Origin of the sequence: Salipiger mangrovisoli (assembly GCF_015223355.1) — a bacterium.
Classification (GTDB): Bacteria; Pseudomonadota; Alphaproteobacteria; order Rhodobacterales; family Rhodobacteraceae; genus Salipiger; species Salipiger mangrovisoli.
The window spans coordinates 88,357-113,374 of the sequence record NZ_JADFFK010000007.1 but is presented as its reverse complement, the minus strand read 5'-3'; the positions used below and the strand labels follow the sequence as shown (position 1 = coordinate 113,374).

General features: G+C 67.8%; 23 protein-coding genes. 13 read left to right on the top strand and 10 right to left on the bottom strand.

Going from position 1 to position 25,018, the window contains the following annotated elements; all coding sequences use genetic code 11:
• Positions 1-17 precede the first annotated feature (17 nt).
• A complete protein-coding gene (locus IQ782_RS10935) occupies positions 18-1,589 on the top strand; it encodes a ribulokinase (protein WP_194134670.1) in 1,572 nt (523 codons plus the stop codon).
• 77 nt (positions 1,590-1,666) lie between these two features.
• On the opposite strand, the gene IQ782_RS10930 is transcribed toward IQ782_RS10935, so the two are convergent.
• The 4 genes from IQ782_RS10930 to nagA all read right to left on the bottom strand — a co-directional run bounded on the left by IQ782_RS10930 (position 1,667) and on the right by nagA (position 6,053).
• Complete coding sequence (locus IQ782_RS10930) at positions 1,667-2,410, bottom strand: SDR family oxidoreductase (RefSeq protein ID WP_194134669.1); 744 nt, start codon at positions 2,408-2,410, stop codon at positions 1,667-1,669.
• 2 nt (positions 2,411-2,412) lie between these two features.
• Positions 2,413-3,918, bottom strand: coding sequence for a M81 family metallopeptidase (locus IQ782_RS30295; protein ID WP_194134668.1), 1,506 nt, complete (start codon positions 3,916-3,918; stop codon positions 2,413-2,415).
• 81 nt (positions 3,919-3,999) lie between these two features.
• Entirely contained in the window at positions 4,000-4,920 is a 921-nt protein-coding gene (locus tag IQ782_RS10920; RefSeq protein ID WP_194134667.1) for an ROK family protein, read from the bottom strand.
• Positions 4,917-6,053 carry an N-acetylglucosamine-6-phosphate deacetylase gene (gene nagA / locus IQ782_RS10915; protein ID WP_194134666.1) on the bottom strand — a complete coding sequence of 379 codons (1,137 nt, stop codon included), beginning with the start codon at positions 6,051-6,053 and terminating at the stop codon, positions 4,917-4,919. The genes IQ782_RS10920 and nagA overlap by 4 nt, the downstream gene beginning before the upstream one ends.
• Before the next feature lie 237 nt (positions 6,054-6,290).
• Here nagA and IQ782_RS10910 point away from each other — a divergent pair, with 237 nt between their 5' ends.
• The 5 genes from IQ782_RS10910 to IQ782_RS10890 all read left to right on the top strand — a co-directional run bounded on the left by IQ782_RS10910 (position 6,291) and on the right by IQ782_RS10890 (position 11,786).
• Positions 6,291-7,451, top strand: coding sequence for a Gfo/Idh/MocA family protein (locus IQ782_RS10910; protein ID WP_194134665.1), 1,161 nt, complete (start codon positions 6,291-6,293; stop codon positions 7,449-7,451).
• Positions 7,451-8,335 (top strand): carbohydrate ABC transporter permease, encoded by an 885-nt coding sequence (locus tag IQ782_RS10905; protein WP_194134664.1) that lies wholly within the window; start codon positions 7,451-7,453, stop codon positions 8,333-8,335. The genes IQ782_RS10910 and IQ782_RS10905 overlap by 1 nt, the downstream gene beginning before the upstream one ends.
• Positions 8,332-9,192: a carbohydrate ABC transporter permease gene (locus IQ782_RS10900; RefSeq protein ID WP_240989235.1), complete on the top strand. Its 861-nt coding sequence runs from the start codon at positions 8,332-8,334 to the stop codon at positions 9,190-9,192. The genes IQ782_RS10905 and IQ782_RS10900 overlap by 4 nt, the downstream gene beginning before the upstream one ends.
• Before the next feature lie 189 nt (positions 9,193-9,381).
• Positions 9,382-10,590 carry an ABC transporter substrate-binding protein gene (locus IQ782_RS10895; protein ID WP_194134663.1) on the top strand — a complete coding sequence of 403 codons (1,209 nt, stop codon included), beginning with the start codon at positions 9,382-9,384 and terminating at the stop codon, positions 10,588-10,590.
• 71 nt (positions 10,591-10,661) lie between these two features.
• Positions 10,662-11,786, top strand: a complete 1,125-nt coding sequence (locus IQ782_RS10890) for an ABC transporter ATP-binding protein (RefSeq protein ID WP_194134662.1) — start codon at positions 10,662-10,664, stop codon at positions 11,784-11,786.
• 94 nt (positions 11,787-11,880) lie between these two features.
• Here the strand turns inward: IQ782_RS10890 and IQ782_RS10885 are convergent, their stop codons facing one another.
• From IQ782_RS10885 to IQ782_RS10875, 3 genes are read right to left on the bottom strand one after another with little or no spacing between them, the layout of a single operon-like run.
• Positions 11,881-12,768, bottom strand: a complete 888-nt coding sequence (locus IQ782_RS10885; protein WP_194134661.1) for an aminoglycoside phosphotransferase family protein — start codon at positions 12,766-12,768, stop codon at positions 11,881-11,883.
• A gap of 30 nt (positions 12,769-12,798) precedes the next feature.
• Positions 12,799-13,896: a D-TA family PLP-dependent enzyme gene (locus tag IQ782_RS10880; protein ID WP_194134660.1), complete on the bottom strand. Its 1,098-nt coding sequence runs from the start codon at positions 13,894-13,896 to the stop codon at positions 12,799-12,801.
• On the bottom strand, positions 13,896-14,381 hold the full coding sequence (locus IQ782_RS10875; RefSeq protein ID WP_194134659.1) for a hypothetical protein: 486 nt from the start codon (positions 14,379-14,381) through the stop codon (positions 13,896-13,898). The genes IQ782_RS10880 and IQ782_RS10875 overlap by 1 nt, the downstream gene beginning before the upstream one ends.
• Before the next feature lie 175 nt (positions 14,382-14,556).
• Between IQ782_RS10875 and IQ782_RS10870 the strand changes: the two genes are divergently transcribed.
• The 4 genes from IQ782_RS10870 to IQ782_RS10855 all read left to right on the top strand — a co-directional run bounded on the left by IQ782_RS10870 (position 14,557) and on the right by IQ782_RS10855 (position 19,003).
• A complete protein-coding gene (locus tag IQ782_RS10870) occupies positions 14,557-15,420 on the top strand; it encodes a MurR/RpiR family transcriptional regulator (RefSeq protein WP_194134658.1) in 864 nt (287 codons plus the stop codon).
• Between the two features lie 72 nt (positions 15,421-15,492).
• Positions 15,493-16,935, top strand: a complete 1,443-nt coding sequence (locus tag IQ782_RS10865) for a M81 family metallopeptidase (RefSeq protein ID WP_194134657.1) — start codon at positions 15,493-15,495, stop codon at positions 16,933-16,935.
• A gap of 102 nt (positions 16,936-17,037) precedes the next feature.
• Positions 17,038-18,243: an MFS transporter gene (locus IQ782_RS10860; RefSeq protein WP_194134656.1), complete on the top strand. Its 1,206-nt coding sequence runs from the start codon at positions 17,038-17,040 to the stop codon at positions 18,241-18,243.
• 19 nt (positions 18,244-18,262) lie between these two features.
• On the top strand, positions 18,263-19,003 hold the full coding sequence (locus IQ782_RS10855) for a copper homeostasis protein CutC (protein WP_194134655.1): 741 nt from the start codon (positions 18,263-18,265) through the stop codon (positions 19,001-19,003).
• A gap of 30 nt (positions 19,004-19,033) precedes the next feature.
• On the opposite strand, the gene nagB is transcribed toward IQ782_RS10855, so the two are convergent.
• Positions 19,034-19,795 carry a glucosamine-6-phosphate deaminase gene (gene nagB / locus IQ782_RS10850; protein ID WP_194134654.1) on the bottom strand — a complete coding sequence of 254 codons (762 nt, stop codon included), beginning with the start codon at positions 19,793-19,795 and terminating at the stop codon, positions 19,034-19,036.
• A 6-nt stretch (positions 19,796-19,801) separates the two neighbouring features.
• Positions 19,802-20,200 (bottom strand): RidA family protein, encoded by a 399-nt coding sequence (locus IQ782_RS10845; protein WP_194134653.1) that lies wholly within the window; start codon positions 20,198-20,200, stop codon positions 19,802-19,804.
• A gap of 163 nt (positions 20,201-20,363) precedes the next feature.
• Between IQ782_RS10845 and IQ782_RS10840 the strand changes: the two genes are divergently transcribed.
• Positions 20,364-21,194, top strand: a complete 831-nt coding sequence (locus IQ782_RS10840) for a sugar phosphate isomerase/epimerase family protein (RefSeq protein ID WP_240989234.1) — start codon at positions 20,364-20,366, stop codon at positions 21,192-21,194.
• A gap of 33 nt (positions 21,195-21,227) precedes the next feature.
• Here IQ782_RS10840 and IQ782_RS10835 read toward each other — a convergent pair whose 3' ends face one another.
• A complete protein-coding gene (locus tag IQ782_RS10835) occupies positions 21,228-22,133 on the bottom strand; it encodes a sugar phosphate isomerase/epimerase family protein (RefSeq protein WP_194134652.1) in 906 nt (301 codons plus the stop codon).
• 174 nt (positions 22,134-22,307) lie between these two features.
• On the opposite strand from IQ782_RS10835, the gene IQ782_RS10830 reads away from it, so the two are divergent.
• Together IQ782_RS10830 and IQ782_RS10825 are read left to right on the top strand one after the other, a co-directional pair.
• The gene (locus IQ782_RS10830; RefSeq protein WP_194134651.1) at positions 22,308-23,813 is read left to right on the top strand and encodes a GMC oxidoreductase; all 1,506 of its coding nucleotides are present in this window, start codon (positions 22,308-22,310) and stop codon (positions 23,811-23,813) included.
• An 87-nt stretch (positions 23,814-23,900) separates the two neighbouring features.
• Positions 23,901-24,968: a Gfo/Idh/MocA family protein gene (locus tag IQ782_RS10825; protein ID WP_194134650.1), complete on the top strand. Its 1,068-nt coding sequence runs from the start codon at positions 23,901-23,903 to the stop codon at positions 24,966-24,968.
• Positions 24,969-25,018: the final 50 nt, after the last annotated feature.

Sequence of the window (25,018 nt, the reverse complement as noted above, 5' to 3'; positions counted from 1 at the left end):
TCAGGGAGGAGACGCCGATGACCCTTGTCGCCGGAGCCGATTTCGGCACGCTCAGCGTGCGCGTCACCATCATGGACACCGGCAGCGGCGCGGCGCTCGCCTCGGCCTCCGCCGCCTATCCGCTGCACCGCGACCCCGCCGACCCGCTGGTCGCGCGGCAGTCGCATGACGACCAGATGACGGCGCTCTGCGAGGCCATGCGCGATGCCATCGCCGAGGCCGGGATCGACGGGACAGAGATCGCCGCCTTTGCCGCCGACACCACCGGGTCGAGCGTGATCCCGCTCGATGCGCAGTTGCAACCGCTGGCCGACTATTACCTGTGGTGCGACCACAGCGCCCACTCCGAGGCCGCCGAGATCACCGCCCGCGCCCGAACCGAGAAGATCGAGGCGCTGGACTGGTGCGGCGGCACCTACAGCCACGAGTGGGGCTACTCGAAACTGCTGCACTTCCTTCGGAACAACCCCGAACAGCGCGCGCGCTTCGCAACCGCCGCCGAGAATTGCGACATGATCGCCGCCACGCTCTGCGGCATCACCGACCCGGCTGCGATGCCGCGCAGCGTCTGCGCCATGGGGCACAAGTGGATGTGGGGCGCGCGCTGGGGCGGCCTGCCGCCGCAAGACTTCCTGAGCCGCGTCGATCCGCTGCTGGACGGGGTCAACGACAAGATCACCGGCCGCTGGGGCCATTCGCTGCAAGAGGCCGGACGGCTCAGCCCCGAGTGGGCGGCAAAGATGGGCCTGCGCCCCGGCATCCCGCTGCCCTTCGGGGCCTTCGATGCGCATTGGGACGCCATCGGCACCGGCTGCCGCCCCGGCGACGTGGTCAACGTGGTCGGCACCTCGACCTGCATCATCGCCCTCGCCGACCCGCAGAGCCGCCCGGTTCCGGGCATCTGCGGCGCGGTGCCGGGCAGCGTCGCCCCCGGTGCCATCGGCATCGAGGCCGGGCAATCGGCCACGGGCGATCTCTTCGACGCCATCGCGCGGCGCGCGGGCACGGATGTCGCCAGCCTCTGCGCGGGCCTCACCGGGCGCGCGCCGGGCAGCAGCGGCCTCTTGCGCCTGCCCTGGGACAATGGCGACCGCACGGTGCTGGTGCGCCCCGACCTCGGCGGCATCACGTTGGGCTGGGACCTCGCCCATACCCCGGCCGACGAGATGCACGCGGCGATCGAGGGTATGGCGATGCACGTCGGCCTGATCATCGACCGCATGAGCTCGGGCGGCACGGAGTTCACCCGCGTGATCAACGCCGGCGGCATCCCGCAGAAGAACGACGTGCTGAACCAGATTTACGCCGACGTGCTGGGACGAGAGGTGCATGTGCCCGAGCGCTCGCCCGTGGGTGTCGGGGCCTGTGTCTTTGCCGCCATGGCCGCCGGTACCTTTGCGGGTCTCACCGAGGCGCAGGCGGCCATGTGCCCGCCCACGCGGGTCTTCTCGCCCCGGCCCGAAACCGCCGGGGCCTACGCCGAACTCACCGATCTCTTCCGTGACGTCTACTTCGCCTTCGGCGAGGGGACCCCCTGTGATCTGGGCCACGTGCTCCCCTCGCTGCGCCGGTTCCGTCTCGGGCATTGAGCCCGGCGGCGGGCATAGCGGAAGAGGCAGGGCCAGCGCCCTGCTTTTTCCGCTCTGACCGCACGCGCCGCGATGGCTCAGGCGGTGATGATGTCGATGAACGGCAGGTTGCCCGCCGTCAGCCCCGCGTCCACGGGCAGCACCGCGCCGGTGATGCCGCTGGCCATCGGCGAGGCGAGGAAGATCGCCGCCTTGGCCACCTCCTCGGGGCTCACCAGCCGCCCTAGCGGGTAGAGCGACGTGACCTTGGCGAAGATGTCGGGCTGGCGGGCCTTGCGCTCGTCCCAGGCGGGCGTGTGCACCGATCCCGGCGCCACCACGTTGGCACGCAGCCCGTGCTTGCCCTCCTCGGTGGCCAGCGCCTTGGCCCAGGCGATGATCCCGGCCTTGGCCGCGGAATAGGCAGGGCTGCCGAAATGCGCGAGCCCGTTGACCGAGGCGACGAAGACCGCTGCCGCGCCCTCGGGCCGGTCGCGCAGCGCCGGCAGGAGCGCCCGGCTGAACACCGCCGCCCCGGTGAAATTGAGCTGCAGGTCGTGCAGGATCGCCGCGGTGTCGGTCGCCTCCATCAGATCGACGCGGGTACCCCCCGCGTTGGAGATCAGCACATCCACCGGCACCGCGGCGATCTTGGCCGCCGCGGCCTCGGTCTGCGCGGTGTCGGTGATGTCGAACTCGACCACCTCGTCGCCCTGCACGCCGCTGCCTGCCCTGTCGCAGGCCACCACATGCGCGCCCGCCTGCCTCAACGCCGCCATCATAGCGGTGCCGATGCCGCCCCCGGCCCCGGTCAGCACAACGCGTTTTCCGTTCAGCAGCATGGTCAGGCGTCCTCGTCTTCGGCGGTCACGGCATCGAGGCCCAGCGGGTCCGCCACCTTGGGCCAGAAATCCCGGCCCGCCTTCTGGTAGTCGGTCTGCGCCGGTTTCGTCGGGTAGGAGGACGGGCTGTCCACGTGGATGATCCGCGAGGACACCGGATCGAACCCGGCGTGGAAATGGTTGGTGGACTTGACCAGCAGGATTTCCTTCCCGGCGAAGTCCACGCCCTGGTTGGAAAACAGCGTCGGCTCGTAGGTCTGCGTCCGGCTGGAGATCAGCACGATGTCGATCTCGGTGCCGAGAATGCGCACCGTGGCCGAACGGCCCAGCGTCACCCGGCTGGCGCGGAAGCTCTGGTGGCCCTCCTGCGCGAGATGGATCACCTCGATCTCGGCATCGATCGGCGGGCCGGCCTCGGCACCGGCCTTGCCGCCGAAGCGCAGGCGCAGCGTCGCGCCGAGCCCCGCGGCATGGCAGAAGCTCACCGCCACCGGATCCCAGATCGCCCCCACGGCGACCTTGCCGACGCCCCGCCCGATCAACGAGAGCAGCACGAAGGTGCCATCCCCGGCGCAGCCCCCGCCCGGATTGTCCCAGGTGTCGGCGATGGTCACCGGCCGAGACGGCTCCTGCGCGCGCACCGCGAGAGCCAGGTCGATGCCGTCCTCATACTCGAGGATCGGCATGGCGGTCTTGCCGCGCAGCGCGTAAAGCTCCTCGCCCAGGTTCCGGGCCAGCGCCGCGCCCTCCTCGGGCGCATCGTCGGTGACCACCATGATCTTCGTACCCATCTCTGGCACGTCGCCCGCCATGAAGCCATGGATGACCGAGCACGACAGGATCCGCCCCTGCCCCTCGTGCAGCTTCATGCGATCGACAAAGCCACGCATCGGCTGCTGGCTGGTCGGGTAGATGTCGATCATCTTGCAATCGAAGGTCGAGATGACCGGCTTGATCTCGCCACGAAGGGTGCGCAGCGCTAGATCCACCACATGCGCGCCACGTTCCTGGAAGTCGGTATGCGGGAATTCTAGGAAGGTCGCCGCAAGATCGAGTTGTGCCACGCGCTTGCGCGTCAAATGGCTGTGCGGGTCAAACTCGGCCGCGACCAGCACCTCCGGCCCGACGATCTCGCGCACCCGCGCCAGCAGGTCGCCCTCGCAGTCATCGTAGCCCTGCGCCACCATCGCACCATGCAGCCCGAGGACCACGCCATCCACCGGCAGCGCCGCGCGCAACTGCCCGAGGATCTCGTCACGCAGCTCCTCGAAGGTTTCCTTCTTGATCAGCCCCGCGGGCTCCGCCCAGGTCGAACTGCCCTCGATCACCGTGAAGCCCTCGTCGCGCGCCCGCTGGCGCAGGATCGGCACCGGCGAGGAGCAGAGCGTCGGCGTCTCCGGGTGCTCGCCGGGGCCAGCGTAGAAGGCCGCCTCAAAGGCCGCCCGGTCCGTCGGCAGCGGCGAGAACGTGTTGGTTTCAGTGGCCAGAGACGCGGTAAACACCCTCACGCGGCGACCCTCCTTGCGTTGCGGCGGACCGGCGCGGGGCCGCCTTTGTAAAAAACTGTCGCCGCACGCCGGGCCAATCCTTCAGGCGGCGTCGCGCGACCGGGCGCGCAGGGCCAGGATGGCGGCACCCACAAGCCCCGGCTCGGTCCGGCACTGCGCCTGAACCACCAGCGGCTGCGTCGGCTTCGCCAGCGTCAGCGGCCGCGTCGCGGCATCGAGCGCCGCCATGAGCGCGGCATCGTTCGACAGTCCGCCGCCCACCGCGACCACGGTGGCTCCGGTCATGTTGACGACCATGGCCAGCGGTCCCGAGATCAGCTCCAGCCAGGCGGCGACGGTGCGGGCCGCGCCAGTTTCGCCGGCGTGCCAGAGCGCGAGGATCTCGGTCGAGGGCAACTCCGCCCCCGCGATGTCACGGTACAGCCGCTCGATGCCGCGCGCCGAGCAGATGGCGTCGAGACAGCCCCGAAGGCCGCAGCCGCAGAGATAGGCGGGCAGCGGATGATCGAGACAGTCGAGCAGGCGCTTCGCCACCGGCCCATGGCCCCATTCCCCGGCATAGCCGCTGCCGGCACCGATCAGCCTGCCGTCGGCCACCAGCCCGCCGCCGACGCCGGTGCCGATGATCGCACCGAACACCACCTCATGGCCGCGACCGGCACCGACCGCGGCCTCTGCCAGCGCAAAGCAGTCCGCATCGTTGGCCACCAGCACCTCGAGGCCCAGCAGGGCCGACAGCTCCGGGGCCAGGCGGCGCCCGGTCAGGCAGGGAATATTGGCGACGGTCGCCCGCCCGGTCTTGGGATCGACCACCCCGGCGATCGAGATGGCGACCCGATCCGGCCGCCCGCCCGCTTCGGCAAGGGCTTCGGACAGGGTGGCGACGAAAGCGTCGAAGTCCTGTCCCGGCGTCGGACGGCGCGACAGCGCGCGCACGTCATGGGCGCTGGTCGCCACCGCGCTCTTCACCGAGGTGCCGCCGATGTCGAAACAGACGATCATGCCGCACCGTTCCGGGACCGGAGCCCGCCGACCCAGACGCCCTGCACCCCGAGATCCCGATCGAGGGCAAGGAAATCGGCCCGTGCGCCTTTGGTCAATCGCCCGGCCCCGGCAAGGCCCGCCGCCTCGGCGGGGTAGAGCGTGGCCATGCGCAGCGCCTCGTCGAGCGGCACTGCAAGCGCAGCGGTGCAGTAGCGCAGCGCGTCGAGCATCGAGATGTCCGCCCCCGCCAGCGTGCCGTCGGCCAGCGTCAGCCGGCCGTCGCTGCGGTAGATTGTGCGGCCATTGAGCGTGATCTCACTCAGGTCCGAGCCGGTTGCCGCCATCGCGTCGGAGACCAGGAAAACCCGCCCCGGCCCGCGCTTGCCGCGCAGCGCGACGCGCATCGCCACGTCGCTTACGTGATGGCCGTCGGCGATCAGCCCGCAGCTCACCGCGCCCGCGTCGAGTGCCGCCCCCACGAGGCCCGGTGCGCGGTGGCCCATCTGGCTCATGGCGTTGAAGAGGTGGGTTGCCATGCTCGCCCCGGCGGCGAAATAGGTCGCGGCTGTCTCGGCGCTGCAATCGCTGTGGCCGAGCGAGACCTGCACGCCTTCGGCGACCAGCCGCGCCACCTGCTCGGGTGTCGCGGCCTCGGGCGCCAGCGTCACCAGAAGATGTCCGCAGCTGTCACCGGCCGCGAGGATGCGCCGGAGGTCGGGCTCGCCCATCGGCCGGACAAGCGCCTCCGCATGGGTGCCCTTGCGCCGCGGATCGAGATGCGGCCCTTCGAGATGCAAGCCGGCAAGCCCCGCCTGACCCGCCGCGCGCGCCTCGGCGCAGGCCGCCAGCGCTTCGGAGGTCTTCGCTGCGGTATCGGTGATCAGCGTGGCAAGGATCGTGGTGGTCCCAAGCGCGCGGTGCGCCGCGCAGATCGACGCCAGACCCGCGGCAGTCGTGGTGTCGTTGAACTGCACGCCGCCGCCGCCGTTGACCTGGAGATCGACAAGACCCGGCACCAGCAGATCGACCTCGGGCGCGGTGCCGGGAATCACCCCGGTGACCCTGCCGCCGTCATGGGCCACTGCCGCGTTCTCATGCCAGTCCCAGCCGTCGAAAACCCGGCGCGCGACCGGGGAAATCCCTGCCGTCATGCGTTCCGAAGCCCCCAAGGCTTGCACAGGCTGCGGGACGCCGGTGCCGGCTGCCCGCGCCTGAGGCAGGTCCTGAAAATGAATTTCACCATAGTCGCTGTCTTTCGCATTTTTATATTGACTGTCACGAAACCGACCCACAGTCTACGAAAATAAATTACGTAAATCGGGCGAGCGCAGGGCGGCATCATCGGCTGCCAGAGGCTGAAGCGCCCGAACCAAGGACAGGGATCAAGTATGAAAGTCGGCATCGTCGGTCTTGGGTATCGTCTAGGCTACCTGAGCCAGGTTTTCACGCAAATGCATCCCGGTTTCGAGATCGCGGGCTACGTCGATCCCGCCCCCGCAGGCATGGGCCTGCTGGTGGAGAAGGGCATATCGGCGGGCACGCAATACGAGACAGTGCAAGACCTGCTCAAGGCCGAAGACCTCGATCTGCTGATGGTGGGCTCGCCCAACTACATGCACCTCGAACACATCCGCGCGGGTTTCGAGGCCGGTGTGAAGGTCTTTTCCGAAAAACCGGTCGTCACCACCAAGCAAGACAGTTTCGAGCTGGCGCGGCTGCTCGCGCGGTACGGCGTTGACAATCTGCTGATCGGCCTCGTGCTGCGCTATGCGCCGCTTTACACCGACCTGCGCGCGGCGCAGGCACGCGGCGAGTTGGGGGACGTGGTCTCGATCGAGGCGAGCGAGCACATCCCGCCCTATCACGGTGCCTTTTTCATGCGCGACTGGCGCCGCTACGACCGCTGGGCCGGCGGTTTCATGCTGGAGAAATGCTGCCACGACATCGACCTCTACAACGGTGTCATCGGCGCGCGCCCCGAGCGGGTGAGCAGCTTCGGCGGCCGCCGCAGCTTCGTGCCCGCCAACGATCCGCGCAACCGCGGCATCAACGATCTGGGGGTCTACACGCAGAAGCCCTCGGGCTGGAATGGTTCGGACAAGGTCTTCGACAGCGATGCCGAGATCATCGACTACCAGGTGGCCATCGTCGAATACGAGAACGGCGCGGCACTGAACTTCCACACCAACCTCAACGTGCCCGACGACTTCCGCCGCTTCGCGGTGATCGGCACGCGCGGCATGGCCGAGGGCGATTTTGTCCGCGGCTTCCTCCATGTCACCGACAGCCACACCCGCCAGCCGCTCGAGCGCAAGACCTACCAGGCCAGCGACCTCTCGCAGCACTACGGCGCCGACGAGGAAATGGCCAAGGGCGTCATCGCTTCGGTGCTGACCGGCGCGAAGCAGCCGGTCTCGGTGATCGACGCGCTGGAGGCCGGGCTGCTGGCCATGGCCATGGACGAGGCCCGCGCGAAGCGCAGCGTCATCGAGATGTCGGGAACCTGGGATCTCTTCGACGAGGCCCTGAACGCGAAGGTTCTCGCCTGATGCCCGGACAGAAGTCAGCCGTCATCTTTGCCTGGATCCTGCTGATCCCCGCGCTTGCCTATGTCGCCGCCATCGTCGTCTACCCCCTGCTCCAGACAGTGAATCTGTCCTTCACCAACGCCTCGCTGCGCCGCACGACCGACTACATCGGCTGGGAGAATTACGCCAAGATCTTCGACGCGGAGTTCGCGACCATCATCGGCCGCACCTTCCTTTGGACCTTCCTGTCGGTCTCGATCAAGATGATCATCGGCACCGGCGGGGCGATGCTGCTCAACGCCGCCCTGCCCGGCCGCGCGCTCTTTCGCATCCTGACCATGCCGCCGTGGATCGTGCCCATGGCAATCGGCATCTTCATGTGGGGCTGGATGTACAACGGCCAGTTCGGGATGATCTCGGGCCTGCTCCAGCGCTTCGGGCTGGTCGACGGGCCGGTGGCCTTCCTGGCCTATGGCAACACCGCCTTCTGGGCGACGATCATCACCGACGTGTGGATCGGCGTGCCGATGGTGACCATGTACATGCTCGCCGCCGTGCAATCGGTGCCGCAGGACCTGCACGAGGCCGCCTGGACAGATGGTGCCAGCCGCTTCTACCGGATGCGCCGCATCACCCTGCCGATGATCTTCCCGGCGGCGATCACCATGTCGATGATCTCATTGATCTCGACCTTCAACTCCTTCGATCCGATCTGGATCCTCACCCAGGGCGGCCCCTCGGGATCGACCACGACAATGATCATCGACACCTATTCGACCGCGCTCGGCTCCAAGAAATTCGGCGAGGGTGCGGCGCGCGCGGTGGTCATCTGCCTGTTCCTGTCGGCCTTCGCGCTGCTCTACTTCCGCGCCATCACCAAGCTGTCGAAGAGGATGACGACATGATGAAGAAAAACGCCATGATCGACCGCTACCGCTGGTGGGAAGTGGTCCTGATGTACTGCGGCATCTTCGTGTTCCTGTTCTTCGTGCTGGCCCCCTTCATCGAGGGCTTCCTGGTCTCGCTGAAGCCGCTCGGGCTGCTGTTCTCGACGCCCTACAAGTTCCTGCCCGAGAACGGCTCGTTCAAGGCCTACTTCACCATGTGGGAAAGCGTGCCGGAGTTCGGCCGCTACATCTTCAACTCCTTCTTCATCTCGACGGTGATCACCGTTGTGGTGCTGCTGCTCGTGGTGCCCGCCTCCTACGCCTTTGCCCGGATCAGCTTCCGCGGCTCGGGCACGCTGCTCGGTGCCTTCCTGGCGGTGAACATGTTCTCGGGCGCGGTGCTGCTGATCCCGCTGTTCCGGCTGATGCGCGCCTACGGCATGCTCAACACCTATTGGGCGATGATCGTGCCGGGCGTGGCCTTCCTCATCCCCACCGCGATCTGGCTGCTCTCGACCTACATGCGCCGTATCCCGCGCGAGCTGGACGAGGCCGCCTATGTAGACGGCGCGAGCCACTTCTACATCCTGCGCCGGGTGATCCTGCCGCTGGCGATGCCGGGGATCACCGTGGTCGCCATCACCACCTTCATCGGCGCCTACGCCCAGCAGTTCATCTTCGCGCTGACCTTCAACTCCAAGACCGAGTTCATGCCGCTGCCGATCGGGCTCTATGCCTATTTCGGTCGCCAGGAGGTGATCTGGAACGAGCTCATGGCCGCCAGCTTCGTCGGCATCACGCCGGCCATGATCCTGATCTTCGCGCTGCAACGCTACCTCGTGGCCGGCCTGACCGCCGGTGCGGTGAAGCAGTAGGCGGCGCAAGGCCCGGCTGCCGCGCTGCGCGCGGAGGCCCACCAAGGCCCCCAGGGAGGGGGTGACCGGCTGCTCCCGGCCAAGGGGGCAGCGAAAGACCACCTCGCAAGAGGGGACGCCAGAAAGGCCCGCCGCCGGAGCGGAGAAACCCGGCCCGCCCCCGAAGGGCACCAACAGGAGAGAAAAGCAATGACCAAGACCCTTCTTCGCACCGGCGCCGCGCTCGTCGCGCTGACCGCAGCGATGCCCGCGATGGCCGAAGAGATCACGATGATCGTCTGCGGCGACAACATGAACCCGGTCCAGCAGAAGTATATCGACCAATGGGAAGCCGAAAACGAGGGCTGGACCGTTGCCCCCGAGGTCGTCGGCTGGGGCCAGTGCCAGGACAAGGTGACCACGCTCGCCGTCGCCGGCACCCCGGTGGGCCTGGCCTATGTCGGATCGCGCACGCTGAAGGAATTCGCCGAGTTCGGCCTGATCGAGCCGGTGCCGATGAGCGACGAGGAGAAGGCCTCCTACTTCCCCAACGTGGTCGACACGGTGACCTACCAAGGCGAACAGTGGGGCGTGCCCGTCGCCTTCTCGACCAAGGCGTTCTACTGGAACAAGGACCTCTTCAAGGAAGCCGGGCTCGACCCCGAAACCCCGCCCGCGACCTGGGCCGAGGTGATCGATGCCGCCAAGGCCGTGACCGAGAAGACCGACAGCGCCGGTTTCGGCCTCGTCGCCAAGACCTTCGACAACACCATGCACCAGTTCCTGCACTGGGTGTACACCAACAACGGCCAGATCGTGGATGCCGAGGGCAACATCGTCCTGAACTCGCCGCAGAACCTCGCGGCGCTGGAAGCCTACAAGGCGCTGGTCCCCTATTCCGAGGAAGGCCCGACCGCCTACGAGCAGAACGAGGTCCGCGCGATCTTCCTCGACGGCGGGGTGGCGATGATGCACGCCTCGATCGGCGCCGTCTCGCGCCTGCAGGACACCGACATCGACTGGGGTGTCGCCAACCTGCCGCTTGGCCCCGAAGCCCAGGGCCCCGGCACGCTGCTGATCACCGACAGCCTCGCCGTCTTCTCGGGCACCGGCTACGAGGAAAAGGCGATGGAACTGGCCAAGTTCCTCACCGCGCCGGAAGCGCAGGAAGAGTATGACCTCGCCGAGGGCCTGACCCCGCTGCGCCCCTCGGCCAAGATCGACGCGCTGGTCGCCGAGAACCCCTATTGGGCACCCTATATCGATGGCATCGAGTTCGGCGGTCCGGAGCCGCTGTTCACCGACTACCGCGGCTTCCAGAACGTCATGATCGAGATGGTGCAATCGGTCGTCACCGGCGCCGCCGAGCCCGCCGACGCGCTGGCCAAGGCCGACGCCGCGCTCAACGAACTCGAGTGATCTGAGCCCGTCCGGGTTCTCATGGTCCGGACCCTCGGGTCCGGACCGCTTGAATAGGAAAGGAATCTCCCTTGGGACAGCTTGCCCTGAGCGGTGTGAAGAAACGCTTCAACAAATTTGAGGTCATCCACGGGATCGACCTCGACATCCGGGATGGCGAATTCGTCGTCTTCGTCGGCCCCTCGGGCTGTGGCAAGTCCACGCTGCTCCGGATGATCTGCGGGCTGGAGGAGATCACCGAGGGCGAGTGCACGATCGACGGGCAGCGCGTCAACGATCTGCCGCCGGTCAAGCGTGGCATCGCCATGGTGTTCCAAAGCTACGCGCTCTACCCGCATATGTCGGTGTTCGAGAACATCGCCTTTCCGCTGCGCGTCGAGCGGCTTCCCGAGGCCGAGATCAAGGACCGCGTGATGCGCGCCGCACGGGTGCTGCAACTCGAAAGCCGCCTGCAGCAGAAGCCCGGCAACCTCTCGGGCGGCCAGCGCCAGCGCGTCGCCATCGGCCGCGCCATCGTGCGCGAACCTTCGATCTTCCTCTTCGACGAGCCGCTGTCGAACCTCGACGCCGCGCTGCGCGCCGAGATGCGGATCGAGCTGACCGCGCTGCACCAGAAGCTCAAGGCGACGATGATCTACGTCACCCACGATCAGGTCGAGGCGATGACCATGGCCGACCGCATCGTGGTGCTCGACGGCGGCAGCATCAGCCAGGTCGGTGCCCCGCTGGAGCTCTACCACAAGCCCGACAACCTCTTCGTCGCGGGCTTCATCGGCAACCCGCGGATGAACTTCATCCCCGGCACCTGCACCGCGGTCGGCCCAGAGGGCGCCACGGTGAGCCTTGTCACCGGCGGCACGATCACCGTGCCGGTGGCGGCGCCGCTGGGCCTCGAGGGAACGCAGATCACCTTGGGCATCCGCCCCGAGCACCTGACCCAGGCCGCGGGAGACCTGTCGATCGACGTGGTGCCGACCGTCGTCGAAAGGCTTGGCGTGAACACAGTGGCCTATGCCGAACTCGAAGGCGTGGGCACGGTCTCGGCGCTGCTGCCCGGTGCCTCTGCAGTGGCCCCGGAAACCCCCGCCACTCTGTCCTTCGTCGCCGCCGACTGCCACCTCTTCGATGCCGACGGCACCGCGCTCCCGCGCAGGGTGGACAGCGCCATGCCGATCCCCGACGCGGCCATCGCGTAACCACCTGCGCTGCCGGCAAGGCAAGGAAAAGGCAGAAGCCCCCGCTCGGTCAGCGGGGGCTTCGCCGTTCGGGCACCCGTCCCCGGCGCGATGGTTAGCGCAGCAGGTCCAGCCGCGCGAGGGTCTGCCGCGACTGGCGGCATAGCGCCTCGTTGCCGCCGCCGCGATAGTGGCTCAACGCAACGACCGCAGCGTAGAGCGCCCATCCCCGCGCGCGAAGCCACTCCGCATCATCGACATTCAGCGCGTCGCGAAAGACATCGCGGGCCGAGGGGGCGACCCAGGACCATGCCGCCGCGCAGTCCACCGCCGGATCGCCGACCGCCGCCAGCCCCCAGTCGATGACGCCACAAAGCGCGCCGTCGCGGGCGATGAGATTGTCGGCCTTGAGATCGCCGTGCAGCCAGACCGCCGGCCCCCGGAACACCGCGGCACAGGCCGACTCCCAGAGCCGCCGGGCACGCGCAGCGTCGATCTCGTCCGCCAGAAGGTCGATGCAATCGCGCGTCACCGGGCTCAGGTCCCCAAGCGCCACGCCGCGCCTGTGATTGCTCTCGCCCGCACGCGGCGCGGCCCGCGTATCCTTCTTCTTCAAAGCACCGAGGAAGGCCGCGAGCCGCCGCGCCGCCTCTGGCCAGTCGGCAATTGCCGCCATCGAGGCGATACCGCCCTCCAACCAGTCGAAAACGGCGAAATCGGGCACCGAGGCCGTGTCCCCGCGCCCGCGGAGCCTGAGGTGCGGCACCTCCAGCGGCAGGCTGCCGAGACGCGGCAGCCAGTCCATCTCATTGGCCAGCAGGCCCACCGCGGACGGCCTTCGCGGCACCCGGAGGCAAAGCCGCTCTCCCAGCCGGTAGATCGCGTTGTCGGTCCCCGAGGAGCCAATCCGGCGCACCGGCAACGCGGCCCAGCCCGGCGCCTGCGCGCGCAACAGGCGGGCGACGGCCGCGTCCTCAAGTGCGAACTCGTCCGGATGGTCCATGCTTCCGCCTGCCGCCCGGCACATGGGCATTCACCAGACGGTGCCGCGCGCCGCCACCTCCAGCACCCGCGTCACGGCCGCGCCGTCGTGAAACACCATGCGGTCGAAGAGATTGGTGACCACGCAGGTGTGGTTGGGAACGATCCGCAGCACGTCACCCACCTTCGGCCCGTCGCCCGCTATGCCCGAGAGGTCGACCACGCCATGCTCTTCGGACAGGCCGGTGATCCGCGCACCGGGGTATTCGACGACGAGCCCGTGGTCCTCGAACCCCAGCAGGTCCGAGGTCAGCGCCTTCGATCCCGCGTCGATCACCGCCCGGTCCGGCGTCGGGCGCGAGACCACGGTGACGAGGATGTGCATGGCGCAGTCGTCAAGGCTGGCGTGGCCCGCCCGCACCATGGCGCGGTCGTTGTAGACATAGGTCCCGGCGCGGTGCTCGGTGGCCGAGGGGATGTCTCCGGCGGCATAGAAGTCCGGCGTGCCGCCAACCGTCACCACAGGGCAATCGAGCCCGGCCGCGTACAGCAGCGCCTTGGCTCCGGTCACGAAGCCCTCGACCGCCGCCGCCCCGCCGGGGGCCGGGTAGGTCATCAGCCCGCCAAAGCGCAGCCCTTCGGCTGCCGCGATCTCGCCCGCCAGCGCCGCCGCCGCCTCGGGTGTCTGCACGCCGCAGCGCTTGCCCCCCGTGTCGCATTCGACCAGCACCGTGAGAGGCTCTTCGGCTCCGAAGGTCGCCGCAAGCCCGGCCACCACCTCGGAGCTGTCCGCCGTCACCGACAGGTGCCCGACCTTCGTGTTCAGCGCCTTGAGCCGCGCCAGCCGCGCGGTGCCAAGGATATTGTAGGTGATCAGGATATCGTCGAAGCCCGCCTCGGCGAAGACCTCTGCCTCGGTCACCTTCTGGCAGTTGATCCCCACCGCACCCGCCTCGACCTGCGCACGCGCGACCTGCGGCAGCTTGTGGGTCTTGATATGCGGACGGAAAGCCCGGCCGAGGCTGTCCATATGTGCCTGCGCGCGGGCGATGTTGGCGGCCATGCGCGCCTCGTCAATGACCGGCAGCGGGGTCAGAAGCTGGGTGAGCGGCGTGCCGGGGGCGGGCCAGATGTTCGCGATCTCAGACATCAGTGCCCCCCGTAGGGCAGGTAGCCCACGAATCCGGCGATCTTCCAGCCGTGCGGCGTCTCGCGGCAGGTGTAGAGGGTCTGCCACAGCAGCCGGTCCTCGCCGCCATCGGCGCGCTTGATCGTGCCGTCGAACTTCTTGCGCACCAGCGCGACCGGCCCGTCGATCTCGATCTCCTCGAGCTTCGTCGCCCGGAAGATGCCGGCGCGCTGGTCCTCGGCATAGACGGTTTTCTGCGCCTCGGCGGCCTGGCGCAGCCATTCGTCGCGATAGGCGTCGAGCGCGGCGAAGGAGAGCGTCCAGTTTTGCGGATCGGCATCGAAGTTGCCGTTCATCCCGATGAAGTTCTCGGGGATGAAATCAGCCTCGATCATGCCCCAGTCGGCCCCGATGAAGGCATCGATGTCGCGCGACACGAGCATCTGCCAAATGGCATGGCGGGCGCGGTCCTCGGGCCCGAAGGGGTTCTGCATCGGATCACGCATTCCTGCGGCCTCTTCTCTTGGAATGTTGCAAATTATTTTCGTCATATGCCGAAAACACTGGCCAGTCTCCCGGTCCCATGCGAGAGTGTCAACGAAAATAAGAAAATGATTTTCGGATCTGGCGCATTTTTCCGCGACGCTTAGAAGCCGATGAAACCGCCGGAGGGGACGGGCGATGGATATCTTTGCAACCCTGATGCAGGAGGGGCTGAAACTCTCGCAGTCCGAGCAGCGCATCGCCGACCTGGTGCTGAAAGACATCGACTTTGCCACCAATGCCTCGATCACCGACCTGGCCGCAAGGGCCGAAGTGTCTCCGCCGACGGTAACCCGCTTCTGCCGCCGGTTGGGCTGCAACTCCTTCTCCGACTTCAAGGTCACCCTGGCCAAGTCCTCTTACGTCGGCCTGCGCTACCTGCGCCCCGAGGCCCGGTCCACGACGCCCGTCGAGGTGGCCGAGGACATCGTGACCAAGGCGCAGAAGGCGCTCTTCGTCATGCACGATACGCTCGACATGGCCGCGGTCGAGGCCGCGGCGGAAACCGTCGCGCGGGCCGAGATGATCTATGCCTTCGGCTCTGGCGGCAACTCGTCGATGATCGTCAGCGAACTGCAGAACCGGCTGTTCCGCCTCGGCGCACGCATCACCACCTCGACCGACCATGGCATGCAGATGATGCAGGCCTCGGCACTGACCAAGCGCGACGTGGTGATCGGCTCGTCCTTCTCGGGGCGCAATGCCGAGCTGGTACGCGCCTTTGATCTGGCCCGCGACCAGGGCGCGAAGACCATAGCGCTCACCCAGTCGCGCTCCCCGGTGGCCACGGCCGCCGACATCGTGCTCGCCGTTGACCTGCCCGAGGGAGAGAACATCTTCCGCCCCACCTCGACCCGCTATGCCATGCTTGCCGTGGTCGATATCCTCGCCAATCTCGTCGCCTATACCGACCGCACCGCGAGCGCCGCGACCCTGCGCCGGATCAAGGAAAGCCTGATCCGCCACCGCGACGGCGACGACCGGCAGCTTCTGGGCGACTGACCCCCTCCTCCCAAGAGGCCGCACCGCAAGCGGCCCGCCCCGCAACGCCAGACCAACAGGCCAGAGACCACCATGACCACGAAGCAAAGGATCGCCGTCGGCGGCATCCACACCGAATGCTCGACCTACAACCCCGTGCTCATCCGCGCAGAGGATTTCACCGTGATGCGCGGCGCGGAGCTGACTGCCTCGGCCTATTTCGCTTTCCTGCCGCAGGACGATGTGGAACTCCTGCCGCTGCTGCACGCCCGTGCCGTGCCGGGCGGGCCGGTGGACCGTCCGGCCTACGAGGCTTTCAAGGCCGACCTGCTGTCGCGGCTCGAGGCCGCGCTGCCGCTCGACGGGGTCTACCTTGCCATGCATGGCGCGATGCATGTCGATGGCATGTGGGATGCCGAGGGCGACTGGATCAAGGCCGTGCGAGATCTGGTCGGCCCCGAGGTTCCGATCTCGGTCAGCTACGACCTGCATGGCAACGTCAGCCAGCGGATCATCGACCAGATCGACATGTTCGCCGCCTATCGCACCGCGCCGCATATCGACGTGGCCGAGACCATGCAGCGCGCCTGGGACATGCTCCTGCGTTGCCTGCGGACCGGCGCGAAGCCCTTTGTCACCTGGGCGAAGATCCCTGTGCTGATGCCGGGCGAGCGCTCGTCCACCGAGGACGAGCCGGCGAAATCGCTCTATGCCGCCCTGCCCGTCCATGACGCGCGCCCTGGCATCTGGTCCGCCGACCAGATGGTCGGCTACGTCTGGGCCGACGAGCCGCGCGGCACCGCTGCTGCCATCGTAACCGGCACCGATGCCGCCGAGGCCGAGGCCGTCGCCGCCGAGCTGGCACAGGCCTATTGGGACGCGCGCGGCACTTTCGCCTTCGGCCCGGTGACCGGCCCGCTGGACGAGATGCTCGACATCGCGGCGCAGGCGAAAACCGCGCCGGTGATCCTCGCCGAGAGCGGCGACAACCCCACGGGCGGCGGAGTTGGTGACAACGGGCTGGTGCTGAAGGCGCTGATCGCGCGCGACTGGCAGGATGCGCTGATCGCCGGGATCACCGATCCCGAGGCAGTCACGGCCTGTTTCGGGGCCGGTGTCGGCGCAGAGCTGGTTCTGACCGTCGGCGCGAAACTCGACCCCGCGGGCGAGAGCGCCACGGCGCGCTTTACCGTGGTGAACCTCGTCGAAGGCGCGGGCGGTGCCTTTGCGCAGGCGGTGGTGAAGACCGGCGGGATCACCGTGGTTCTCGCGGCGCGGCGCCGACCCTACCACAACTTCGACGACTTCGCGCTGCTCGGCCTCGATCCGCGCACGGTGGGCCTGCTGGTGGTGAAATCGGGCTATCTTTCGCCCGATCTCGCGCCGATCGCCAATCCCAACCTGATGGCGCTGACCGATGGCGTGGTGAACCAGGACATTCCGCGTCTTGCCAGCCAGCACCGCGCGCCGGGGATCTACCCCTGGGATCAGCATGCGGCATTCACCCCCGCCCCCGCCCGTTCCGCCCGGGCGTGATCTGACAGCGCAAAAGACCTCTCGGCGCGGACCATCCGGCCGCCGCGCCGAGGAGCCCTTCGTATCGCCGCGGCCCGTCGGCCGTGATCCACCGGGAGCCCGATGTTCGACATCCTCACTTCGCTCCGCGCCTCGCCGGGTCTGCGCGCCTGCGCCGCAGCGGTCTTCTGCTGCGGCATCGCCGCCGCTGCGACCGCCCCCTACAAATCCGTAGTGGCGATCCGCGAGCTTGGGCTCTCGGATGGGGCCTTCTCGGCGCTGACCCTGAGCGCGGCGATCGTCAACGTGCTCTCCTCGATCTATCTCGGCACGCTCGCCGACAGGGACACCGGCTATCGCCGCCTGCTGATGTGGCTGGCCTGCATCGGCATCGCCGGCTATGCGGCGATCTTCCTGATGCCGCATCCCGCGGTCTTCGTCCTTGCGCTGCTGCTGCCGATCTCGGTTTTCAACGGGCTGACCCCGATGCTCTTCGCCGCCGGGCGGGTGTTCTCGGAAGGGCTTGCGGCACCGGACCGGGCCGCCATGTCCTCGGTACTGCGCGGGATGGTCTCGGCGGCCTGGATCCTCGTGCCGGGTATCCTCGGCTTCGCGCTGGCCGGGCGCGGCTCGATGCTGCCCGCCTTCCTCGTGGCGGCGCTGGCCGCCCTGGCGGTGCTGGTGGTGCTGAGGCTGACCATGCCCCGCGGCGGCAGCGGTGATCCGGCCCAGCGCCCGCCCAAGGTCTCGCTGCTGGCCGCCTTCGGCCTGCTCCTGCGCCCCGCCGTGGCGCTGAGGGTTCTGGGCACCGCGGCGATCACCTCTGCCATCCATGTCCATGCCGCGGTGATGCCGCTGATCATGACGGGGCGGGCCGGGGGCACCACCGGCGATGTCGGCATCACCGTCGGCATCGTCGCCAGGATGGAGCTGGTCTTCCTGCTCGGCTGGGCGCGGCTCACGCGTTACATCTCGACCGTCACCACGCTGGCCATCGCCATGGTGCTCTACACCGGCTACCTCGGCGCCATTGCCCTTGCCACCTCGCCGGGAACGATCATCGCAGGGGCCTTCCTGGGGGGCACCGCCGCCTCGGCGCTGATCACCCTGCCGCTTGGCTACCTGCAGGAGCTGATCGCGGATCGGCCCGGCCTCTCGGCCTCGCTGATCTCCCTCAGCCTCTTTCTCGCCGGAGCGATCGCCGCCGCGCTGTTCGGGCTCGGCACCAGCCTCGGCGGCTATTCCACCGTCGCCGTCATGGGGATCGCGGCCGGTCTCGCCGGGGCGCTCGGCCTCGTGGCGCTGGAACGCTGGCGTCCCATCTCATGACCCCTGCCAAGGAGACGCAATGACCCGCATTCTTGAAATCTGCATCGACAGTCCCGCCGGGCTGGCCGCCGCCCTCGACGGCGGCGCGGATCGCATCGAACTCTGCGCGGCGCTGGCCCTCGGCGGCCTGACCCCCAGCCAGGGGCTGATCGAGCTTGCCGCCCGCACGCCGGTGCCCGTGCTGGCGATGATCCGGCCCCGCGCCGGCGGCTTCGACTGGAGCGCCGAGGAGGTCGGGGCGATGGAGGCGGAGATCGCCACCGTGCTGCGCGCCGGCCTCGCCGGGGTGGTCATCGGCGCGACACGCACGACGGCGCAGGGCGTCTCGCTCGACCTGCCGGTCATGCAGCGCCTGGTGACCGCCGCAAAGGGACACGACATCACGCTGCACCGCTGCATCGACCTCATGGAGGACCCCTTCGAAGCGATCGATCAGGCGGCGGCGCTTGGCATCTCGCGCATTCTCAGCTCGGGCGGCGCGGCGTCGGCCAGCGCGGGGACGGACAGGCTGCGGCAAATGATGGCCCACGCGGGGGACCGCATCCGCATCATGCCCGGCGCGGGGGTGTCGAGCGCGAGCCTGCCTGACCTGCTCGACGCACTCGATCCACGTGAGGTCCATGCCTCTGGCTCGCAGCCCGATCCCGCCGCGCCCAAGCTTGCCCGCTTCGGCTTCCAGCCAGAAGGAGCACGGCGCACCGACGCCGCCACGGTGGCGGACCTCAGACGCTTGCTCGAACGGCAGGACGCCCGGCGCTGAGGCCGGGCTCCCATACGCGCGGCATCCGCCTCATTCGGGGTGCACATCCAGATAGTAGTCGAACAGCGCCAGCTCGCTGGCCGCCGCGCGGTCAAGCACGATCGTCGCGTGGCGGTGCATCTGAAGCACGCTGCCCGGCCAGCGCGCCGAGACCGGTCCCTCGATCACCTGTGCCACGGCCCGCGCCTTGGCCGTGCCGGTGGCCACGAGCAGAACCTCGCGGGCCCGCATGATCGTGCCGATGCCCATGGTGATCGCCAGCCGGGGCGGCTCTTCGCCGTCGGGGAAGTAGCGGCTGTTGGCCGCGCGCGTCGAGCGCTCCAGCGTCTTCAGCCGGGTGATTGAACTGAGGCTCGAGGTCGGTTCGTTGAAGCCGATATGGCCATTGAGGCCAAGCCCCAGCAGTTGCAGATCGATATCCCCCGCAGCGACGATGGCCGCCTCGTAGCGCAGCGCTTCGGCCTCGGGGTCCACTGCCTCGCCGACCGGCAGATGCGCCGCCTCGGGGGCGATGTCGATCTGCCCGAACAGCTTCTCGGCCATGTACCGGCGGTAGGAACAGGGATGGTCCCCCGCGAGTCCGACGTACTCGTCGAGATTGAAGCTCGATGCCTCGGCGAAGGACGCGCTGCCGGCGCGGTGCAGCGCGATCAGCCGCGCGTAAACGGCCTCCATCGTGCCGCCCGTGGCAAGTCCCAGCACAGAGGCCGGCTTGGCCGTGACCTGCGCTGCGATGATCTCTGCCGCGCGACCCGCTGCCGCCTCCGCATCCCCGAGGATCAGGACCTTCACCGCCGATCACCCCTTCAGCGGGTTGTAGGCGACCACATCCATCTCGACCTTGGCATCGACCATCAGTGGCGATTCCACGGTCGAGCGTGCTGGCGGATGAAGGCTGAAGTGTTTCTTGAACACTGCGTTGAAGGACGAGAAGTCGCGCGCGTCGTCGAGCCAGACACCGACCTTCACCACGTGTTCGAGCCCGCAGCCCGCCAGCGCCAGAACCTCCTTGATGTTCTCGATCACCACCTCGGTCTGCACCGCGATACTGCCCACCACGACCTCGCCGTCCCGCGTCGGCACCTGCCCCGAGACAAAGACGAAATCCCCCGCGCGCACGGCCTTGGAGAATGGACGCTCCTGTCCGCCCGCCTGGGCGTCGGCTGCGTCGAGACGGTGGATGCCGGGAATGGTCATGTCGGAACTCCGCGAAATTGATTTTCTTTTTTCTGGCGCGAGCGCGCCAAATAGGCAATAGATTCCTCGAAAATGCCGCGGATTTATGAAAGAAATTTTCCAAATCTACGCAAAGCCTGCCGGCGCCACGTTCCGGCGCAAGACAAAAGGACCCGTCGAAAAGATGACCCAACAGCCCGCCGCCGCGTTGCCTTTTGCCCGCATCAGCCTCAAGTGGAACATGATCGACGCGCCCGAGCAGAGCATCGCCGAGACCTTTGCCATGCTCGCCGACCTCGGCTACGACGGGGTCGAAATCGACGCCCCCAGCGACTTGCCTCTGGACGAGATCATCGCCGCCAGCGCGGCGAGTGGCGTGGCCCTGCCCGGCGTGATCAATGCACGTCACTGGAGCCACCCGTTGTCCTCGCCCGATGCCGAGGTGCGCGCGGCCGGCGTGCAGGGCATGATCGCGGCACTGGAAACCGCACGCACCATCGGGGCCGAGACCGTGCTTCTGGTGCCGGGCGCGGTCGGCCCCGAGGTCAGCTATGCCACCGCCTGGGAGCGCGCCATCGCCGGACTTGAGCAGATCCTGCCCCATGCCGAGCGGACCGGGGTCCGCATCGCCATCGAGAACGTCTGGAACAACTTCCTGCTGAGTCCGTTGGAGGCGGCCGCCTTCATCGACCGCTTCGATCATCCGCTGCTGGGCTGGTATCTCGACGTCGGCAACATCCTTCGCAACGGCTATCCGACCGACTGGATCGAGGTGCTTGGCGCGCGCATCTGCCGGGTCGATCTCAAGGAGTACAGCCGCACGAAGATGGATGCCGAGGGTCCCTGGAAGGGGTTCGAGGTCGAACTCGGCGAAGGCGATTGCGACTGGGCAAAGGTCAACGCGGCGCTGCGCGCGGTGGGCTACAGCGGCTGGGCCTCGGTCGAGGTGCCCGGCGGCGGCCGCGCGCGGCTCGCGGACATCCGGGCGCGGGTCGAGGCGCTGCGCGGCCTATGATCCGCCGCAACGCGCGCGTCGTAGGCCGCGCGATCAGGCCGCGAGCTCGGCCTTCACCTCGCTGAAGATGCGGATCACGTTGGCCAGCCCGGTGTCGCAGCCCATGAGCGTCGGCTCGTTGCCCTCGAACTCCAGCGAGACGTAGCCATCGTATCCCGAGCGCAGGATCGCCCGGACGAGCGCATGGGTGTCGAGGTCCCCGAACCCGAAAACAGTGCCGACGATATGCCGCCCCCCGAGGGTCTCAAGCCAGCCCGGCCCCGGATAGCGCTTGCGCCGAAGAAAGTCCTTCACGTGCACGAAACTGGCGATGTCGAGGCAGCTCTGCGTGGCCATCAGCGGATCCTCGTCGACGCAAAGGAAGTTGCCCACATCCAGCGTCATGCGGAAGTTCGGGCTGTCCACCGCATGGACGAGCCGGCGGCAGCGCTCGCTCGAATTCATCAGGAAGCCGTGGTTCTCGATGCTGGTCACCACGCCCCGCGCCGCCGCGTGATCGGCCAGCTCGATGCAGGCCTCGGTGATCACCGGAAACAGCGCCTCGACCTGCGCGTAGCTCTCGGGCCGCAAGGCCCAGGGCACGACGTCCGTGCGCAGAAAGCCAACGCCCATGTCAGCGCAGAGATCGACGTAGCGCTTGGCGCGGTCGATCTGCGCGCGCCGTGTGCCCGTCTCCTCACCGATGAAGCTCGCCGGGATGCAGAGGCCCGACAGGACAATGCCCGTATTTGCGGCAGCGGCCTCCAGCCTGCCCCTCGTCCCGGCATCTTCGTAGAGTTCGTAGTCCATCATCGCTTCAAGGTCGTGACCAATCGTGAGCGTGGCCAGTTCCATGTGCGTTCCACCCGACGCTGCGATCTGCTCGAACACGCCTTCGAGGGTAATCTCCTGCCGCCGCAGCAGCGGCTGGAAACTGTAGGAGCTGACGCCGAATTGCATGGGAAATCCCTGTTTTCATATGGAAACACATGTCGCCCGCAGCTCGTGCAAGCGGGCTTTCTCGGGACGCTAACACCCGAAAAAATTTTACACAACCTTATTGACTTCACGGCATTTACGGGCGCTCATGCCAGCCAAACTGAAAAGAATTTACGTTCACTCGGAGTTCCGACCATGACCACCCGTGCCGCAGATGTCGTCATCGTGGGGAGCGGCCCCACCGGCTCCACCTATGCGCGGATCATCCGCCGCGACTGGCCGCAAGCGCGTATCCTCATGGTCGAGGCCGGCCCCAAGACCACGCCCGAGATCGGCAAACACCTCGACAACCTGCCCGACCCAGCCCGCACCGAGGCGCAGCTTCTGGCGCAGGGTCCGAAGCGCGGCGTGACCTACGCACCGATCACCCGCGAGGAGTGGCAGGCCCGCAAGGCGGGCGGGCACGATGCCTCGCTGCATCGCCGTCCGGGCCTCTTCTTCGCCAACACCGACACGCCGGACGAGACCGCCTTTGCGGGTTTTGCCGCGGCTTCGGTGGGCGGCATGGGCGTGCAATGGACCTCGGGCTGCCCGCATCCGTCGAAATCCGAGCGCGTGCCCTTCATCGACCCCGATGAAATGGAAGCGGCACTGCAACTGGCCGATGAACTGCTCGGCTCCAACAAACACCCCTTCCCCGGCTGCAAGGGCTCCGAGGAGATGCGCCGGCGGCTCGGCGAGGTGTTCAACCCCGGCCGGCCCGAGGACCGCAAGGTGCAGCCCATGCCGCTGGCCTACACGGTCACCGAAGACGGCGTCATCACCCATGGCACCGACCACATCCTCGGCGAGATGGTGAACGAGCCCGAGGAGATGTTCCGCATCCTCCCCGAGACCGCCTGCCGCCGCGTGCTGCACGAGAATGGCATCGCCACCGGCGTCGAACTGGTCAGCATGACCAGCGGCGAGAGCTGGCAGGTGCGCGCGGGCACGGTCGTCGTCGCGGCGGATTCGCTGCACGGGCCGCAGCTGCTCTACGGGTCGGGCATCCGCCCCGAGGCGCTGGGGCGCACCATCAACGATCACTACCTGATCAACCGTTTCTTCGTCACCGACATTCCCGGACCGCTCACCTCGATGTCCTGGATCCCGCGCGTAGACAACGAGGACTTCCCCTTCTCGGTCACCATCCACGGCAACGATCCTGCGAAGTTCCCCTTCCCCGAGCAGGTCGAGGGCACGCTGGTCGGGATGGGCCTCTTCGTCGCCGCCGATCCACGCCCCGAGAACCGCATCATCTTCGACGACGAGACCCTCGACTGGAAGGGCCTGCCCAGCTTCTCGATCCACGCGCCGGTCAACGAGGTAGACGAAGAGCGCATCGCGATGGGCAAGGCCGTGGCCGAGAAGATCGCCGCCACCCTCGGCACGCCGCTCGACGGCTTCGCCACGGTCCGCATCCCCACCGGCAACTCGCTGCATTACCAGGGCACCATGCGCATGGGCGAAACGGATGACGGCACCAGCGTCTGCGACCGCTACAGCCGGGTCTGGGGCTTCGAGAACCTGCATGTCGCGGGCAATGGCATCATCCCCACGGTGACCGCCACCAACCCCACGCCCTTCATCGTGGCGCTGGCCAGCATGGGCGCGCAGAAGATCGCCGAAGCGCGCCGCAGCGTGGCCGAAGCCGCAGCCTGATCAACTCTTGCCGCGCCGCCCGGCCGCGATGGCCCGGCGGCGCGCGCCCCTCCGCGAGTCCGCGCAGCAGGAAAGACGACAGACCCGATGACCGATCAAGCCAGCAAGAAACTCTCCGTCATGGTCGTGGGCCTCGGCCAGATGGGCCAGAGCCACGCCCTCGCCTACCACGCCCACCCCGGCTTCGAGATCATCGGCCTGGTGAACCGCTCCAAACGCGATCTGCCCGAGGCGCTTTCGGGCTATCCGCTGCACCAAGACTTCGAAGCGGCGCTGGCCGAGCTGAAGCCCGACGTGGTCTCCATCGCCACCCATACCGACACCCATGCCGACTACGCCGTCACCGCCATCAAAGCGGGTGCGCATGTCTTCGTGGAAAAGCCGCTCGCCGCCAATGTTGCCGATGCCGAACGTGTCGTGGCCGCAGCGAAGGCGCACGGCCGCAAGCTGGTCGTCGGCTACATCCTGCGCCATCACCCCTCGTGGATGCGGCTGATCTCCGAGGCGCGCGGGCTTGGCGGCCCCTATGCCTTCCGCATGAACCTCAACCAGCAGTCGAGCGGCACCGCCTGGAAGATCCACCAGGAGATCCTCAAGACCACCTCGCCCATCGTCGATTGCGGCGTGCACTACGTCGATGTCATGTGCCAGATCACCGACGGCACCCCCGTCGAGGTGCGCGGCATGGGCGTGCCCTTCGCCAAGGGGCTGAAGGAGGGCATGTACAACTACGGCCAGTTCCAGGTGCTCTTCGACGACGGCAGCGTCGGCTGGTACGAGGCGGGCTGGGGCCCGATGATTTCGGAGACGGCCTATTTCGTGAAGGACGTCATGTCCCCCAACGGCGCGGTGTCCATCGTCATGGAGGAAAAGACCGGCTCGGCCGACATCAACGCGCATACCCAGACCTCGCGCCTGCGGGTCCACCATGCCGAGACCGGCGAGGACGGCGCATTGCTGCGCGAGGACGAATGGCTGAGCATGGAGGGGGAGCCCGATCACCAGGCGCTCTGCGACCGCGAGCAGGACTACCTTTACCGCGCCATCGTGGACGACGAGGACCTGACCCGGCACATGAGCGACGCCGTCGCCTCGCTGGGCATCTGCCTCGCGGCGGACGAGAGCATTCGCACCGGCCAGCCGGTCAGGCTCTGACCGGCGCAGCGGCCTGCTCCGCGCCGCGCAGGGCGGCACGGAGCCCGTGC

Coding starts and splice junctions, on each gene's coding strand:
- IQ782_RS10935 (WP_194134670.1), top strand. CDS start 18: ATGACCCTTGTCGCCGGAGCCGATTTCGGCACGCTCAGCGTGCGCGTC.
- IQ782_RS10930 (WP_194134669.1), bottom strand. CDS start 2,410: ATGCTGCTGAACGGAAAACGCGTTGTGCTGACCGGGGCCGGGGGCGGC.
- IQ782_RS10920 (WP_194134667.1), bottom strand. CDS start 4,920: ATGATCGTCTGTTTCGACATCGGCGGCACCTCGGTGAAGAGCGCGGTG.
- nagA (WP_194134666.1), bottom strand. CDS start 6,053: ATGACGGCAGGGATTTCCCCGGTCGCGCGCCGGGTTTTCGACGGCTGG.
- IQ782_RS10910 (WP_194134665.1), top strand. CDS start 6,291: ATGAAAGTCGGCATCGTCGGTCTTGGGTATCGTCTAGGCTACCTGAGC.
- IQ782_RS10905 (WP_194134664.1), top strand. CDS start 7,451: ATGCCCGGACAGAAGTCAGCCGTCATCTTTGCCTGGATCCTGCTGATC.
- IQ782_RS10900 (WP_240989235.1), top strand. CDS start 8,332: ATGATGAAGAAAAACGCCATGATCGACCGCTACCGCTGGTGGGAAGTG.
- IQ782_RS10895 (WP_194134663.1), top strand. CDS start 9,382: ATGACCAAGACCCTTCTTCGCACCGGCGCCGCGCTCGTCGCGCTGACC.
- IQ782_RS10885 (WP_194134661.1), bottom strand. CDS start 12,768: ATGGACCATCCGGACGAGTTCGCACTTGAGGACGCGGCCGTCGCCCGC.
- IQ782_RS10880 (WP_194134660.1), bottom strand. CDS start 13,896: ATGTCTGAGATCGCGAACATCTGGCCCGCCCCCGGCACGCCGCTCACC.
- IQ782_RS10875 (WP_194134659.1), bottom strand. CDS start 14,381: ATGCGTGATCCGATGCAGAACCCCTTCGGGCCCGAGGACCGCGCCCGC.
- IQ782_RS10870 (WP_194134658.1), top strand. CDS start 14,557: ATGGATATCTTTGCAACCCTGATGCAGGAGGGGCTGAAACTCTCGCAG.
- IQ782_RS10865 (WP_194134657.1), top strand. CDS start 15,493: ATGACCACGAAGCAAAGGATCGCCGTCGGCGGCATCCACACCGAATGC.
- IQ782_RS10860 (WP_194134656.1), top strand. CDS start 17,038: ATGTTCGACATCCTCACTTCGCTCCGCGCCTCGCCGGGTCTGCGCGCC.
- IQ782_RS10855 (WP_194134655.1), top strand. CDS start 18,263: ATGACCCGCATTCTTGAAATCTGCATCGACAGTCCCGCCGGGCTGGCC.
- IQ782_RS10845 (WP_194134653.1), bottom strand. CDS start 20,200: ATGACCATTCCCGGCATCCACCGTCTCGACGCAGCCGACGCCCAGGCG.
- IQ782_RS10840 (WP_240989234.1), top strand. CDS start 20,364: ATGACCCAACAGCCCGCCGCCGCGTTGCCTTTTGCCCGCATCAGCCTC.
- IQ782_RS10835 (WP_194134652.1), bottom strand. CDS start 22,133: ATGCAATTCGGCGTCAGCTCCTACAGTTTCCAGCCGCTGCTGCGGCGG.
- IQ782_RS10830 (WP_194134651.1), top strand. CDS start 22,308: ATGACCACCCGTGCCGCAGATGTCGTCATCGTGGGGAGCGGCCCCACC.
- IQ782_RS10825 (WP_194134650.1), top strand. CDS start 23,901: ATGACCGATCAAGCCAGCAAGAAACTCTCCGTCATGGTCGTGGGCCTC.